This window comes from Vibrio sp. 811, from assembly GCF_033339195.1.
This window is the reverse complement of the sequence record NZ_JAWOUB010000012.1, coordinates 94,590-109,672: the sequence shown is the minus strand read 5'-3', so window position 1 is coordinate 109,672 and position 15,083 is coordinate 94,590. Positions and strand designations below refer to the sequence as shown.

Genomic DNA, 15,083 nt, shown 5'->3' with positions numbered 1-15,083 from the left:
CTTATCGGAGTCAAATTTTTGGGCGAACACACTACCACTCGCACAGCACCCGCGAAATCCAGCACAGGCTACCTTTTACCGCAATTAAACACACTAGACTGGGTACTACTTGTTATGTGCGGTATCGGTGGTGTTTGGCTGTACCATCGGTCCGCTGTTGGTGTGCATTATTTGTGGCAGTGGAAAGAGGCGCTTGAATTACTTTTCACGCCTAGAGCAGATGGTGGTTTGCCCTACTTCTTCCAAGGTTTGATTTCGACGTTAAGGCTCAGTATTTGGGGCATCAGCTTCGCATTAGTGTTTGGCACTTTGTTAGGCTTAGCACGCTTCTCTCGTTCCGTTTGGTTGCGCACACCTGCCAATGCGTTTATCCAGTTAGTGAGAAACATCCCTCCGTTGGTGTTTGTTTTTATTTTCTACTTTTTCATTTCTAACCAATTGATCCCGTTGCTCGGTTTGGAAGATCTTCTACGAAACTACAACGGCGAACCAAATGCGCTACAGCGCTTTCTGTTTGGGCCTTCGAACCTTTGGGAAAACCTTGCCTCTGGCGTGTTATGTGTCGGCTTACTCTCTTCTGCCTACATTGCAGAAGTTGTGCGCGGTGGTTTACAAAGTATCGACCAAGGTCAGTGGGAGGCGGCTGACTCATTGGGCTTGTCTCGGTGGGTGAAATACCGATTTGTTATCGCGCCACAGGTGCTTAAATCAATAACACCTGCACTTGCCGGTCAAACCATCTCTTTGGTGAAAGACACCTCTATTGTTTCACTGATTTCGATACAAGAAATGACGTTTGTTGGGACAGAGATGGCAAATTCATCAGGGTATATATTTGAAATTTGGTTGATTGTCGGCCTCGCTTACTTCTTAATTTGTTTTGGTCTGTCACTTATTTTTCGCCATATTGAAGCAAAATCGGAAGCCATTTCAAATTAACTCAACCGCATATGTAATTAGGCACATTTGATTCTTCAAATCAGAATTGCACCCTGTTACATTGGCAAGATGCTAAATTTTCGGCGTTTTTCATGGAGTTAAAGAATCAATCCGACTACGAGCGATACATAAAACAAGATAATCTTGGTGAATATTACGTAGTTCTCAATCAATTCACTTTTCACAGTGTTTATCAGCCAATTTTTGATAGACGCCAACGTATTATTGGTATGGAAGCCTTACTGCGTATTCGTGGCATTGATGGTTCCCTAATTCGTCCTGACGTGTTTCTGGCCAATAATGCTCTTGATCCCTACTTTCGCTTATGTGTAGAGTTTTTATCCAGAGCAATGCACATTCGAAATTTTGCACGCTATTTCGCAGGGACACCGATCAAACTGTTTCTTAACGTCATGCCTCAAACGCTACTCACGCTAACCAAAGACATGGGCTTTAAAGATAACGGCCTGCTTTACAAACGCCTTTCCGAACTTGGTATGAGCCCATCAGACGTAGTTTTTGAAGTAGTCGAAGAGTCATGCGGAAATACGGATTTATTAATCAAAGCCGTACAGTTAATGAAAGCGAATGGTTTTATCTTTGCTATCGATGATTTTGGCGCCCAACATTCTGATATCGCACGTGTTCAGCAGCTCTGCCCTGACATCATCAAAATCGATCGTTCCTATTTGCTAGACTACTGCGCCGGAGAAACCTTTTCCATACATAGCGCCGTTGATCTAGCGGATCATATGGGAGCAAAAGTCATTATAGAAGGGGTTGAAGAAGACGTGCAACTACAAGCTATGTATCAACTTAATTTGGATTATTACCAAGGCTTTTACTTAGGAAAGCCTTGTGCCATTCATCACTGGACAGATAGCCTAAACATCGAGACGACAGTGCATTAACACTACCCACTTACAGCACAGTGAAACCAAAAAAGCGCCGATATAATATGCTCGGCGCTTTTTAGTTTTACTCAGATGTCACTTATTTAGTTAAGCGTTCATTTCCCTAGAAAAAATCAATAGAGTTACGTCCGCTCTTCGGATCACGAGTGGCTTGCGGTTTGTCTTCTTTTTTGCCTTTCTTAGCAGACTGAGACAACGCTTCTTTCTGCGCTTTACGCTCTTTATGTGCCGCTTTACGGCCTGTTGATTTAGGCCCAGAGGCTTTGGGTGACTTACTTTGACGAGACTTATCTTTACGAGAAGACTGTGCTTCTTTTTTCGCTTTCTTTTCTGCTTTTTGCTCTGCCGTTTCAGGTTCGGTTACTGGCGCATCGCAAACCACAACATAATATTCCTGGTTAAACTCAAAAAAGTCACCATCATACATCTTGCGGCGCTTACGTGTTTCTAGTTCACCATTCACCGCGACGTAGCCTTCCTCGATGATATGTTTTGCTTCGCCGCCACCGCTGACCAAGTTTGCGATTTTAAAAAGCTTGTACAGTTCGATTGGATGCGCATCAACATCGATGCCAATCGCTTCGATCTCAATCTCTTCGCCTTCTAAATACTCTTCGTGGTCGTAATCTTGGGTCATGTTACTTACTCTTACTATTTGATGCCCTGAAGTTTAAACGCAATGCTTAAAAATAGAAACCTCTGGCGATGTTCAATCACCGATTCGCCTTGGCATTTGAGCACCTCTTAACCCATTTAACTTGTCGCTCGTTAGCTTGTATACCGATGCGTAGCTCAAACGAAGCTGCAATTACGCAACCTGAAGGTATATACTCTCTAAGTTATTGTTGAAAAGAGCGAATACTTTGTCTCAACCAAGTAGAATTACCTTTGTCACTGCGAACTTGTTTAATTTTGTCGCACCGCCTAACGCCTACTATGATTTCGAGAACATATACTCGTTAGAGCAATGGCGAGACAAACTTTCGTGGACGCAACGTCAAGTTGAAAAACTGGAAGGCGACGTGATTGGCTTACAAGAAGTGTTCAGTATCGAGAAGACCCAGGAATTTTTTTCAACCATCGGCTACCCCTACTTTGAGACCGTTGACACCCCACATGTTGAGGATGAGTACATTTACTCAAGCCCTGTTGTGGCAATCGCCTCTCGGTTTCCAATAGAAAAAGTACAAGCGGTAGAGTTTGACTTAGCAACGCTTGAGCCTTTTGGAGTAAGTGTTGCTCCAGAGTTCAGTCGCAAACCCATCTATGCCCAAGTAATACATCCTGTACTTGGTCATATCGCCGTTTACGTAACGCACCTGAAATCTCAACGCCCGGCCGACTCAGAACAACCAGAAACGTCCAGCACGATTATTGGGCGCTGGTTATCCACCCAGCAAAGAGGCTGGGAAGCATCGATGTTAAGAGACGCGATGCAAAAGAGGTATCGAAAAGAACCAATGCCGACAGTGTTAATGGGCGATATGAATCAACCTATCACTCCTATCAGCGTTAACAGCGCATTGGTATCCAATACTGGTGACAGCGTCACTGAATTACAACTCAAAGATGGTTGGTTATTGCAAAGTGACACCCTGAAGGATGAACGCCCAGCCACGCACTATCATTTTTCCACTGGGAATGTACTCGACTATATCTTGCTCTCACAAGAGTTTGACACCTTATCAGATATATCGGTTGCCGAGGTTGTTGACTATCAGGTGTCTAACCAACATCTGATCAACCCGATTTATGACAGAGATAAAAACGCCAGCGACCACGCATTTGTGGCGCTGACGGCTGAAGTAAAGCTTTGAGCAACCTATTTAGTTACTTAGTGACGTTTCACAATTTTACGCGGGATAAGTTCTACGCCAGGCTTGTAACGCTTAGCGGAAGCGTTGAGTGCTAACTCCATTGCGCTGTCCGCGATCAACTCAAACTGTTGAGGCAAAGAGTTGATTTTCACAGGCAAGAAGTCCAGCAGTCGATTATCACCAAATGTCGCTAAACGCACCTTTCCCATCAGTTCTGGTTTTTCTAGCATTACATCCAACACACCTTCTAACAGTGTGTATGACGTTGTAACAATGGCATCTGGCAATGCGTTCTCTGTTAACCAACTCTCTAAGACTTTCTTGCCTTCTTCCCGGGAGAAGTGTTGTCCATAACCCACTGTTGCCGTTTTACCACCTTGTTGAGAAGCAGATAGAAAACCGAGCTCACGCTCTTTTGAGACTTGAAGATCTTGCAATGCACCGATTAAGCCAATGGACTTAATATCCTCTGACAGTACTGACTGAGTGAGTTCAAGTGCGGCATCAAAATCTTCGCTGATGACACAACAAAAGTGCTCATCATCCATTGGACGGTCTAGCGCGATAACTGGCGTACCAGAATTTTGCAACTTAAGATAATACTCGTTTGCAGTGGGCATACCACTTGCCACAAACAACGCATCAATACGACGACTGACTAATGCTTCCGCCACCTTTTGCTCTGTATCAGGATCATCATCAGAGCAGCCAATCAAAATTTGGTACCCCGCTTTCCGAGAGTTTTGCTCTATCAGCTTTGCAAGACGCGCATAACTGGTGTTCTCTAAGTCTGGGATGATAAGCCCAAATGAGCGTGAATTACCTGCCCGCAAGGAAGACGCCGCATGATCTGGCTTATAATTGTACTCATCTACAACGGCCATCACCTTTTTCTGAGTCTTCTCGCTGATGCGGTATTTCTGCGCTTTTCCATTAATCACATAGCTTGCAGTTGTCTTAGAAACACCCGCTAATTTGGCTATTTCATCCAGTGTCATATTCTAAACCTTATTCTGTGCGCGCGATCATATTAATACATCAACGATCTTTCGATAAGTTGAATTATAAGCTGAACCGATTCAGTATAAAAGCTGAAAGGATTCAGCAAAACTTAAAAATTGACGTAAATCACCCGAACACGCAACAAACCAATTTGTGAGCTAGGCTATAGGACAGCGGCAAAGGCTCGTTTGTTAACGTCAGTTTTTAAAACAGTTTTTCTGAGTCTTTTAAAAAATTTACCAACAAGCCGAATCGATTTAGCTTGAAAGATAAAAGGTTTGAGGAGTGATAAGCGCTCAGAAGAAGCGGCGTTCAACTTCTCACACAGAATACATTTTTAAATTGATACCTTAAGGCTGGAGAAGCACCATGCTTAAGCTAAATAAGAACGACATTACCCTCTCGCAATCAGCGACAGATAAGTTTGAAGCAATAAAGAGTATTGCTCATAGCCTGACTGATAAAGGCCTAGTTGAACGCGGTTACGTTGAAGGCATGCTAAACCGTGAAAACCAAAACTCTACGTTTTTGGGGAACGGTATCGCCATCCCGCACGGTACAACCGACACTCGTGCAATGGTGAAAACAACGGGTGTTGCTGTGCATCACTTCCCACAAGGTGTCGACTGGGGTGATGGCAATACTGTGTTCGTCGCTATCGGTATCGCAGCTAAATCTGATGAACACCTTGGCATTCTTAAACAGCTCACCAAAGTGCTAGGCGCAGATGGCGTAGAAGAGCGTCTGCGTAATGCAAAAAATGAAGACGAAATCATCGCCCTACTGCACGGTGATGTTCAGCTTGAAGCAGACTTTGACGCTTCTTTAATTCAACTGATGTTCCCTGCGAGCGACATGCTACAGATGAGTGCTGTTGCAGGTGGTCTGTTGAAAAATACGGGATGTGCTGATAACGAATTCGTTGCCGATCTCGTTACCAAACAACCAACTCACTTAGGTAATGGCCTGTGGTTAATTGGCAGTGACAAACATGTCACTCGCACAGGTGTGTCATTTGTCTCGACGGCAAACGACTGCGAATATGAAGGTCAAAAAGTGCGTGCACTTTTCGCGTTCGCAGCATGTAACAATGCTCACCAACCTATCCTAAAAACGCTTTCTAATATCGTGTTTAACAATGAACACGGCAAGCTTTTAGATGCATCAGTAGAACAGATTCTTGCTTTGTTCAAAGGTGAAGAAGTCACAGCCGCATCTTCAGAAGAAGGCAATACCGCTGTATTTAAAATCAAAAACTCTCACGGCCTACATGCTCGTCCGGGGGCAATGTTAGTCGCAGAAGCGAAAAAGTTTGAATCCACTATACGTGTTGCCAACCTAGACGGAGATGGAAAAGCAGTAAACGCGAAGAGCCTAATGAAAGTTATCGCGCTGGGCGTTAAGCACGGTCACCAACTTCAATTTACAGCAGAAGGCCCTGATGCCCCGCAAGCCTTGGAGTCTATCGGAAATGCAATCGCTTCTGGCCTTGGTGAAGGTTAAGGATCCGATATGACAAACAAAACAAATAAGGTTGTCACTATTACGCTCAACCCGGCATTGGATTTAACAGGTTCAGTAAATGAACTAAACGTTGGTTCCGTGAGCTTAGTACAGCAAAGCAATCTCCACGCTGCAGGTAAAGGTGTCAACGTAGCAAAAGTGTTGAGCGATTTAGGCGCAGATGTCACGGTTACCGGCTTTCTTGGTAAAGATAACCCAGAGCTATTTCATCAGCTTTTCAATGACATCGGCGTTAAGAATGAGTTTGTAGAAGTACAAGGTGCCACTCGTATCAACGTTAAGCTAGTTGAGGCCAATGGCAACGTTAGTGACATTAACTTCCCTGGTGTTCAAGTAACGGCTGACGAAATTACTCGCTTTGAGGAGACACTATTTCGTCTAGCGGAGACGCATGATTACTTTGTACTTGCAGGTAGCTTACCTGGAGGCGTAACCGCCGAACAATGCGCTGCATGGATAGAAGCACTGCATCAACAAGGCAAAAAGGTGTTGTTCGACAGTAGCAAAGCCGCATTGAAGTCAGGTATTGATGCTCACCCATGGTTAATTAAACCTAACGATGAAGAACTTGGTGATTTTGTTGGCGAACATCTAGCAACACCTGAACAGTGCCAAGCTGCAGCGCAAACACTGAGCGACAAAGGCATAGAAAACATCGTGGTTTCTATGGGACCTGACGGTGTTATGTGGCTCAACCAAGGCGAATGGCTTAGTGCAAAACCGCCTCGAATGCATGTCGTGAGCACCGTTGGCGCAGGCGATACGCTGGTCGCTGGCTTGTGTTGGGGCCACATGCAACTGATGCCGAAAAACGATTTATTGCGCTTCGCTACGGCACTTTCTGCTTTGGCAGTTAGTCAAGTTGGCGTAGGGCTAACCAGTCAGGAAGAACTGGAAAATATCAAGCGACAAACTGAAGTTAGCGCGCTTTACCCTATTACAAACTTAGAACAAAACTAAGGAACAGAAGGTTATCGTATGAATATTGCCATTATTACTGCCTGTCCGAGCGGTGTAGCAAATAGCATCCTTGCGGCAGGATTACTAGAACAAGCCGCCGCAAAATTAAACTGGAATGCCAAAATAGAATGTCAATCAAGTGTGGTTGAACCAACACTATTGACGGAAGCTGACGTTGAACAAGCCGAAGTCATTGTCATTGCGGCAAATACTAGCGTCGACACTTCTCGTTTTGTAGGAAAAAAGGTTTACCAAGCGGAAATTAGCGAAATAGCAAAAGACGCAACTGTGTTTCTCCAGCAAGCGGTTGAAAACGCCACTTTACTTGAAAAAGCAACCACACTTGCAGCCCCTATCGCTGCTGAAGCAACATCAGCATCAAAGAAGATTGTTGCAATCACGGCATGCCCTACTGGCGTTGCGCATACCTTTATGGCTGCAGAAGCTTTAGAAGAAGAAGGCAAGCGTCGTGGCCATCAAATCAAGGTGGAAACTCGTGGTTCAGTTGGCGCTAAAAACCAACTGACTGAGCAAGAAATTGCAGACGCCGATCTGGTGATCATTGCTGCGGATATTGAAGTGCCACTTGATCGCTTTAACGGCAAAAAGATGTACCGCACGAAAACAGGTCCAGCTCTGAAGAAAACAGCCGAAGAGATGGACAAAGCATTCGAGCAAGCCACTGTGTATCAACATTCTGGTTCAGCTAACTCTTCATCTTCCACCGAAGAGAAAAAAGGCGCTTACAAACACCTGATGACGGGTGTTTCGCACATGCTTCCTGTTGTCGTTGCAGGTGGTTTGATCATCGCACTATCTTTCGTGTTCGGTATTGAAGCATTTAAAGAAGAAGGCACACTAGCGGCAGCCTTGATGAACATTGGTGGTGGCTCTGCATTCGCATTGATGATTCCTGTACTTGCTGGCTATATTGCGTTTTCAATCGCTGACCGTCCTGGTCTGGCTCCTGGTCTTGTTGGTGGTATGCTAGCAAGTTCAACGGGTGCTGGTTTCCTAGGTGGTATCGCAGCTGGCTTCATTGCCGGTTACGCAGCGAAACTCCTCGCAGATAAGGTGAAACTGCCACAATCGATGGAGGCGCTTAAACCGATTCTGATCATTCCATTTGTGGCAACATTGTTCACCGGACTTGTCATGATCTACATCGTAGGCGGCCCAGTTTCAGGCATCATGAACGGCCTGACTGACTTCCTAAACAACATGGGATCTGACAGTGCAGTACTACTGGGTATTATCCTTGGCGCAATGATGTGTTTCGACCTAGGAGGCCCGGTAAACAAAGCCGCTTACGCATTTGGTGTTGGCCTTTTGGCTTCACAAACTTACGCACCAATGGCGGCAATCATGGCCGCAGGTATGGTTCCTGCGCTAGGTATGGGTTTAGCGACCTTCATTGCGAAGAACAAATTTGAACAAAATGAACGTGAGGCTGGTAAAGCATCATTTGTCTTGGGCCTGTGTTTCATCTCTGAAGGCGCAATTCCATTTGCTGCGAAAGATCCAATGCGCGTGATTCCATCTTGTATGGCAGGTGGCGCGCTTACTGGTGCCCTATCGATGCTATTCGGTGCGAAATTAATGGCACCACACGGCGGTCTATTCGTGTTGCTAATTCCTAACGCAATTTCACCAGTATTAATGTATTTAGTGGCTATTGCAGCAGGTACAGCGGTAACTGGCTTTACTTACGCATTCTTAAAAAGCAAAGCAGAAGCGAAACAAGAAGTCGCAGCTTAATTAGAGCGACTCCGGTTAACAATGCCACCCTCGAAGTTGGCATTTAGCACCTCCCTTTAATTCCGGTTAAGGGAGGTGTTTTTTATTCCACAGCCGGAACGGCTACAATGTCTACTTCCCCACTGCTCATATCCACCGTTGCTTGATAAGCGCTATGCGGGTCACCGTAGTGCTTGAAGGTAAAGTGGTAAACGTTAGCTGGCGTCCACAAGGTTTTTGATTCTGCGGGCAGAATGTCATAGCCGTCTTGCTGATAAAGCTCTGTCGCCATTACATTTGCGATTGCCGCCTGCTGGTTAGCGTCTCGATCCACCTTTGGCTCTAGTGACGGGTTACTTGGATAAGACTCACCGTTGTAACTCATGAGTCGATATGAGCCATTACTCCAAACGATAAAGTCCTGCCAACCATTACTGTAACTGTTGGCTAGTACAATAGGCGTGCGAGTTACCGACATTCGATTAATAACGTTTCCCTCATTATCAAACATATATGCAGAGCAGCCACCACTACCACAGAAATAGCGATCTTGAAGCAACACTATGTGTTCTGTCTTTCCGTCGCTGTTTAGGTCGGCGCTACCCGATAGATAACGTAGATTGTCTTGCTCGAGCGACAACCCTTCAGGGGCTAAAACCTTACTATCAATCCAACTGGAAATGACTTCAGCACTAACACTGTTGATTTTAGGGGCAGGTTGTTTGGTTTCTGTCGGCATGCTATCCGTCGCGGTGCAGCCAACCAAGGTGAAAGAACCAACGAAGAAGAGTCCGTTTAATATGCGCTTATTCATGTAATCTCAATCTTTGATGTGTCGTTACATCAGTATACGCATGATTTGCATTGTAATCGTAAGAAAATCATTAAAATCAAGCAAATGAATGGTTTGGTATATATTAGTAAGATCAAAAAAGCCCCGAAGAAAACCTTCAGGGCTAGGCAGGAAGCTGGCAAATAGCCAGGAGTCCCTATGCAGTGGTCGGTTTTACCCTAAACAGAATTGCAAACATCACTGGTACCACTATCAGTGTCAGTACAGTAGCAAAACCAAGACCTGCCATAATCGTTATTGCCATCGAGCCAAAGAAGGCGTCGAAGACCAGTGGAATCATCCCCAAGATAGTTGTTAGCGCAGCCATACTTACCGGACGAACGCGGCTTATCGCACTATCAACAATCGCGAGGTAAGGATCTTTACCTGACTCCAACTCAAGGTTAATTTGGTCAAGCAACACAATACCGTTTTTCAAAATCATGCCACTTAGGCTTAACAAACCAAGGAATGCTGTAAAACTGAACGGCATGTTCGTGGTAAGCAAACCAAAAGCAACGCCAATGATCGCTAACGGAACGGTGAACCAAATTACCAACGGCTTTTTGATTGAGTTAAACAATAAAATAGTAATGATGAACATCAACAAGTAACCCATCGGCAATGAACCGAATAGGCCTTCTTGTGCATCTTTGGATGATTCGTACTCACCACCCCATGTGATTTCGTATCCTTCTGGAACATGCAATGCCATCACTTTAGGCTGTACACGAGCAAATAAGCTTGCTGCCGTGTCGTCACTCAACACATCATGGTCCGCGAGAACGGTTAACGTACGCTTACGGTCACGACGCTGAATTAGCGGCTCACTCCAATCCAGTTGAACGCCATCAATCACTTGATCAACCGGAATATACGTTTGCAACGAAGGACTCCAAATGGTCACGTTTTGTAGTGATTCAAAATCTACGCGTTCTTCTTCAGGAAGACGTGTCATAATTGGCAACGTATGTGTACCATCACGCAAGTAACCTAAGGTGCTACCACCAAACGCCATTTGCAGTGTGCTTGAAAGATCTTCTTTCGAAATACCTAAGCGACGAGCTTTAGACTCATTGAAAGCGGGTACAAGTTCCTTGGTGCGCTCTCGCCAATCGTGACGAATGTTTCGAGCACCAGGGTCGGTATGAAGGATGTCTTCAACTTGCACCGCCAAGTCACGTAAAACTTGTGGTTCAGGGCCAGTAATACGCGCTTCGATCTTAGACGCTGGTGATGGACCAAATTCCATCAATTTAAACTGGAACGTAGGCGCATCAAATGTTTTCGCCAGATTCGCATCTAACTTATGCAGCAAACCAAACATTTTCTCACGATCAGTCGCGCGAACTTGGAACTGAGCGTACGCTTCGTAACTTTTTTCTGGTTGATAGGTTAAAGCAAAACGCTGTAGGCCCTGCCCAATCGAAGCAGAAACAAAGTCAATATCATCTTGCTGACGAATGTAGCTTTCGACCTCTTCAGCTTTTTTGATCGTTTCACGGATGTCACTACCCTCTGGCATCCACATATCCACGTAGAACATCGGCGTATTCGATGGTGGGAAGAACTGCTGTTTTACATTACCAAATGCCACGACAGCACCCACTAATAGCGCCACCATGCCAGCAACGGTAAGCCAGCGGAATCGCAATGCAAATTTCAGCGATGCCCCAAATACGACAAACAACCAGCCTTTATAAGGATCATCTTCGCTAGTACCTTGCTCTTTGTTTTCCTCTTTCAACAAAAGATCGGCAAGGAAAGGCGTCAGTGTAATAGCGGTAATCCAGCTTAAAAATAGTGAGAAACACAGCACCCAGAATAGAGAGCCCATGAACTCACCTGTCGCATCTTGCGACAAGCCGATAGGTGCAAAAGCCGTAATTGCAATAACAGTTGCGCCCAGCAAAGGCCATTGTGTTTGCTTTACAATATCGACAGCCGCTTGAACTTTGGTACGCCCTTTCTTTAGGCCAACCAATATGCCTTCCACGACAACAATCGCGTTATCAACCAGCATACCCAAGGCAATAATTAACGCGCCAAGAGAAATACGATGCAGTTCGATGTTGTTGTAATTCATCAAAATGAAGGTACCAAATACCGTCAATAACAACACAACTCCAATGATGACACCACTGCGTAAACCCATAGTAAACAGCAACACAATGATTACGATCGCCACTGCCTCCGCTAGACTAATTACAAACGCTTTAACAGATTCATCCACCTCATTGGCTTGGTTGTAAAAGTAGTTCATATCGATGCCAGCAGGCTTGATAGACTCAAGGCTCGCGAGCTCCGCATCCAAACGTTCACCAACCTCAACCACGTTCACACCCGATGCAAACGAGATACCGATATTAATCGCTTTTTGACCGTTAAAGAGTACGACGTTGCTTGGCTTCTCTTGAATACCGCGAGAAATCGTTGCTACGTCTTTTAGACGAATTAGATTTCCTGTGTCACGGCCATGAATGATCAGATTTTCTAGTGCTTCTACAGTGTTTAAGGTGCCGCTTGGGCGAATAACAAGGCTTTCGCCATTGACCATCACTTCACCTGCTGAAACCACATTGTTTTGCTGGTTCAACAAGCTCGAAACCACATTCATGTCTAAGTTCAGTGCAGCAAGGCGATCAAGTGAGATCTCAACGAATAGCATTTCTTGCTGATCGCCCGTGATGTCTACCTTACCAACACCATCAACAAGCTCGATTTCACGGGTCAGGTAATCCGCATAACGTTTCAGCTCTACATAGTCGTAATCGTCACCAGTGAGCATTAACATCACGCCATAAACGTCACCGAAATCATCAATGACCTGTAAAGACTGAACACCTTGAGGCAATGATGGTCGTAAATCATTAATTTTACGGCGCATTTCATCCCAAATTTGCGGCAGTTCATCAGGACCATAGTCCATTTCCATGCTCACCGTTATTTGAGACATACCATTAGAAGACGTAGAGGTAATTTTGTCGATATAAGGGAGTTTTCGAATCTCTTTTTCTAGAGGATACGTCAGCTCTTCTTCAACTTCTTTTGACGTCGCGCCAGGGTATGTTGAGATGATCATGGCATCTTTGATCGTAAATGCCGGGTCTTCTAATCGTCCAAGCTCCAAAAATGACGTTAAACCACCAACAGCAAGGATAATAATGAACAACCAGCTGATGACTTTGTTTTTTATTGAATACTCAGCAATGTTCATTATTGGTTATTCTCCACAACATCCACATGTTTACCTTCGCGTAATTTACGCAGATTTGAATTAATCAGAATATCGCCCTGGCTAACACCTGACGACACAATGGCTCCATTGCCATTCACTTGAGAAATCATGACAGGCACTCGTGTGACAATGTCACCTTCTTTTTTCCACACAAAGAACTCATTCCCTTCACTGCCTGCTTGAAGCGCCGTGACAGGAACACTGTAACCATCAATAGAGGTAATGCCCGCCTTCACCATATCGACCAAAACGCTTACGCTGGTTCCCGGCAATATCTCTGTTTTTGGCTGTGGCATCGTCAAGTACATTTCGTAGGTTTGAGTTTCAGCGTTGGGTTCACTTGTGTGCTCTAAATAGTCCAAAGCAAATCTGCCATCGATTCCGGAGAAGGTTGCTCTAGGCTTGTAGCTCATGCTGTCTGAGTTTGGGTCTACCATCGCTAAAACATTGTCAGAAAGCTCAATGCGCACGTAAACCAAATCGTTTTGGTATAGGTTTAACACGGGTTCACCAATTGCCACACGCTCAAAACGTTCTTTGAAAACATCGGATACTTTACCGGCGAACGGGGCGAATAAACGGGTGTAATTCAATTGATTGGTCGCGTTATAGAAAGTAGCCTCAGCTAGCTCTTTATTGGCGGTTAGCTCATCAAGTTCCGCTTTTGAAATCATTTGACGTGCATGCAAGTCTTCACCGCGTTTAAGCTGACGAATTGCAAGTGTGTATTGTGCTTCTGCGTCATTCACGGCTTGCTTCTCTTTGCTATCATCTAGCTTTGCGATCATTTGCCCCTGCTTAACAACGTCACCCGCTTTAACCAATACGTGCTGAACTTCCCCAGCGCGGCGAAATGCCATTGGCGTTTGCTCTGCAGGCACTACTATGCCTTTGAACGCGCGATGTTGACTTTGTACTGGTGCATCCACCGAGATAGTCGACACAAAAAGTGGCTGCTCGACGATAGCTTGGTTTTCATTTTTGCACCCTGTTAAAACTGCAAGTGCAATCGCAGAGATCGTAAGTAGAGAACGTTTCATTAAATGCCTCCCTCACGAACCCAAGCTTTCACCACTTGTCCTTCAACCAGCCTCTCAACACCAGCAATAACAACGTAATCATTGTTATCAAGCCCGGCTTTCACACCACCTGCTGCATCAAGTGACACAGTGACTTTATTAACCTGCTGCGTGCTTCTGTCCATTACCCAAACTTCACCTTGCGTCCCATTTTTGTTGACCCAAGCAGACTGAGGTAACGTCATCGCGTCCGATACATGTTGTTTAGCAATGTGTACCTGCCCTGTCATACCTGTCAGCAAATTGCGATCTTCTGGTCGAGTGATGGTCACGATCGCCTCATAACTATTGGTATCGATGTTTGGCTGCGTCGAAATTTCTTTAAATTGCCCAGGGATACGTTTTCCTGGCTCGCTATCCATCGTCACCCACATATCGGAGTTTTGCAGTGACTCAAGTGATACAGATTCCGCATAACTTACTGGCAAGGTGAAAGATACATCCAACGTCGTGTTATCAATGAGATTCAAGATCTCCTGCTTCTCTGCGACTACTTGAAACGGGTTGACATAGGTATATGACACAATGCCATCAAACGGCGCGTGAATTTTGGTATAGCTCAAATCGGTTTTAGCTTGTTCGTAGTTCGCCAATGCCGCTTTATATTGAGTTTCTTTCTGATCGTACTCATCAGTACTAATGAGTTTTTTTCCGTAAAGGTTTTTCGCGCGGTCCCATTGTGTTTTCGCTAACGCGTACTGCGCTTGAGCGGCATCTAACGCAAGCTGAAGATCTTTAGGGTCTAACGTTGCGAGCACTTCACCTTTTTGGACTTTTTGACCCATGCGTACACGTAATTCATCAACCTCTCCACCAACTTGAAAAGAAAGCTGCGCACGATGTGTTGCATCAATACGCGCTAAAAAGGCGTGCGAGTCTTCAAGTTCTAGGTCTTTCACCGCCAGTAATTTTACAGGTTTGATTAAAGGTTCAGACGGCTCAGAAATGGCTTTATTACACCCAGTTAGCATCCCAGAAAGACTTAATGTCACCACTGCGCCAACTAAAGTGCGCTTTAAATATTGTTTTCGCACCCGCTTT

12 protein-coding genes are annotated in these 15,083 nt (G+C 45.0%); 6 read left to right on the top strand and 6 right to left on the bottom strand.

Annotated elements, in window-relative coordinates:
• Nucleotides 1-18: 18 nt before the first annotated feature.
• Complete coding sequence (locus tag R7Q46_RS17220) at nucleotides 19-939, top strand: amino acid ABC transporter permease (RefSeq protein ID WP_017820957.1); 921 nt, start codon at nucleotides 19-21, stop codon at nucleotides 937-939.
• A gap of 92 nt (nucleotides 940-1,031) precedes the next feature.
• The gene (locus R7Q46_RS17215) at nucleotides 1,032-1,850 is read left to right on the top strand and encodes an EAL domain-containing protein (protein WP_005376399.1); all 819 of its coding nucleotides are present in this window, start codon (nucleotides 1,032-1,034) and stop codon (nucleotides 1,848-1,850) included.
• Between the two features lie 106 nt (nucleotides 1,851-1,956).
• Here the strand turns inward: R7Q46_RS17215 and R7Q46_RS17210 are convergent, their stop codons facing one another.
• Nucleotides 1,957-2,490, bottom strand: coding sequence for an RNA-binding S4 domain-containing protein (locus R7Q46_RS17210; RefSeq protein ID WP_005376400.1), 534 nt, complete (start codon nucleotides 2,488-2,490; stop codon nucleotides 1,957-1,959).
• A gap of 226 nt (nucleotides 2,491-2,716) precedes the next feature.
• Between R7Q46_RS17210 and R7Q46_RS17205 the strand changes: the two genes are divergently transcribed.
• Nucleotides 2,717-3,670 (top strand): endonuclease/exonuclease/phosphatase family protein, encoded by a 954-nt coding sequence (locus R7Q46_RS17205; RefSeq protein ID WP_318077653.1) that lies wholly within the window; start codon nucleotides 2,717-2,719, stop codon nucleotides 3,668-3,670.
• Between the two features lie 17 nt (nucleotides 3,671-3,687).
• Here R7Q46_RS17205 and cra read toward each other — a convergent pair whose 3' ends face one another.
• A complete protein-coding gene (gene cra / locus R7Q46_RS17200) occupies nucleotides 3,688-4,668 on the bottom strand; it encodes a catabolite repressor/activator (protein ID WP_042520802.1) in 981 nt (326 codons plus the stop codon).
• 373 nt (nucleotides 4,669-5,041) lie between these two features.
• Between cra and fruB the strand changes: the two genes are divergently transcribed.
• From fruB to fruA, 3 genes are read left to right on the top strand one after another with little or no spacing between them, the layout of a single operon-like run.
• Nucleotides 5,042-6,175 (top strand): fused PTS fructose transporter subunit IIA/HPr protein, encoded by a 1,134-nt coding sequence (gene fruB, locus R7Q46_RS17195; protein ID WP_047103539.1) that lies wholly within the window; start codon nucleotides 5,042-5,044, stop codon nucleotides 6,173-6,175.
• Between the two features lie 9 nt (nucleotides 6,176-6,184).
• Complete coding sequence (gene pfkB / locus R7Q46_RS17190) at nucleotides 6,185-7,156, top strand: 1-phosphofructokinase (RefSeq protein WP_318077652.1); 972 nt, start codon at nucleotides 6,185-6,187, stop codon at nucleotides 7,154-7,156.
• Nucleotides 7,157-7,174: 18 nt separating this feature from the next.
• Nucleotides 7,175-8,914, top strand: coding sequence for a PTS fructose transporter subunit IIBC (gene fruA, locus R7Q46_RS17185; RefSeq protein WP_318077651.1), 1,740 nt, complete (start codon nucleotides 7,175-7,177; stop codon nucleotides 8,912-8,914).
• Between the two features lie 82 nt (nucleotides 8,915-8,996).
• Here the strand turns inward: fruA and R7Q46_RS17180 are convergent, their stop codons facing one another.
• From R7Q46_RS17180 to R7Q46_RS17165, 4 genes are all read right to left on the bottom strand, one after another.
• Nucleotides 8,997-9,707 (bottom strand): hypothetical protein, encoded by a 711-nt coding sequence (locus R7Q46_RS17180; protein WP_062730997.1) that lies wholly within the window; start codon nucleotides 9,705-9,707, stop codon nucleotides 8,997-8,999.
• Between the two features lie 175 nt (nucleotides 9,708-9,882).
• On the bottom strand, nucleotides 9,883-12,942 hold the full coding sequence (locus tag R7Q46_RS17175) for an efflux RND transporter permease subunit (RefSeq protein WP_318077650.1): 3,060 nt from the start codon (nucleotides 12,940-12,942) through the stop codon (nucleotides 9,883-9,885).
• Nucleotides 12,942-14,003, bottom strand: a complete 1,062-nt coding sequence (locus R7Q46_RS17170) for an efflux RND transporter periplasmic adaptor subunit (RefSeq protein WP_005376420.1) — start codon at nucleotides 14,001-14,003, stop codon at nucleotides 12,942-12,944. Before R7Q46_RS17170 ends, R7Q46_RS17175 begins: the two co-directional genes overlap by 1 nt.
• A complete protein-coding gene (locus R7Q46_RS17165; protein ID WP_017820965.1) occupies nucleotides 14,003-15,076 on the bottom strand; it encodes an efflux RND transporter periplasmic adaptor subunit in 1,074 nt (357 codons plus the stop codon). The genes R7Q46_RS17170 and R7Q46_RS17165 overlap by 1 nt, the downstream gene beginning before the upstream one ends.
• Nucleotides 15,077-15,083 lie beyond the last annotated feature (7 nt).

Bases quoted from the DNA above. Each gene is read 5' to 3' on its own strand.
- cra (WP_042520802.1), bottom strand. From the start codon at position 4,668: ATGACACTGGATGAAATAGCCAAATTAGCGGGTGTTTCTAAGACAACT.
- R7Q46_RS17210 (WP_005376400.1), bottom strand. From the start codon at position 2,490: ATGACCCAAGATTACGACCACGAAGAGTATTTAGAAGGCGAAGAGATT.
- fruA (WP_318077651.1), top strand. From the start codon at position 7,175: ATGAATATTGCCATTATTACTGCCTGTCCGAGCGGTGTAGCAAATAGC.
- R7Q46_RS17180 (WP_062730997.1), bottom strand. From the start codon at position 9,707: ATGAATAAGCGCATATTAAACGGACTCTTCTTCGTTGGTTCTTTCACC.
- fruB (WP_047103539.1), top strand. From the start codon at position 5,042: ATGCTTAAGCTAAATAAGAACGACATTACCCTCTCGCAATCAGCGACA.
- R7Q46_RS17170 (WP_005376420.1), bottom strand. From the start codon at position 14,003: ATGAAACGTTCTCTACTTACGATCTCTGCGATTGCACTTGCAGTTTTA.
- R7Q46_RS17175 (WP_318077650.1), bottom strand. From the start codon at position 12,942: ATGAACATTGCTGAGTATTCAATAAAAAACAAAGTCATCAGCTGGTTG.
- R7Q46_RS17215 (WP_005376399.1), top strand. From the start codon at position 1,032: ATGGAGTTAAAGAATCAATCCGACTACGAGCGATACATAAAACAAGAT.
- pfkB (WP_318077652.1), top strand. From the start codon at position 6,185: ATGACAAACAAAACAAATAAGGTTGTCACTATTACGCTCAACCCGGCA.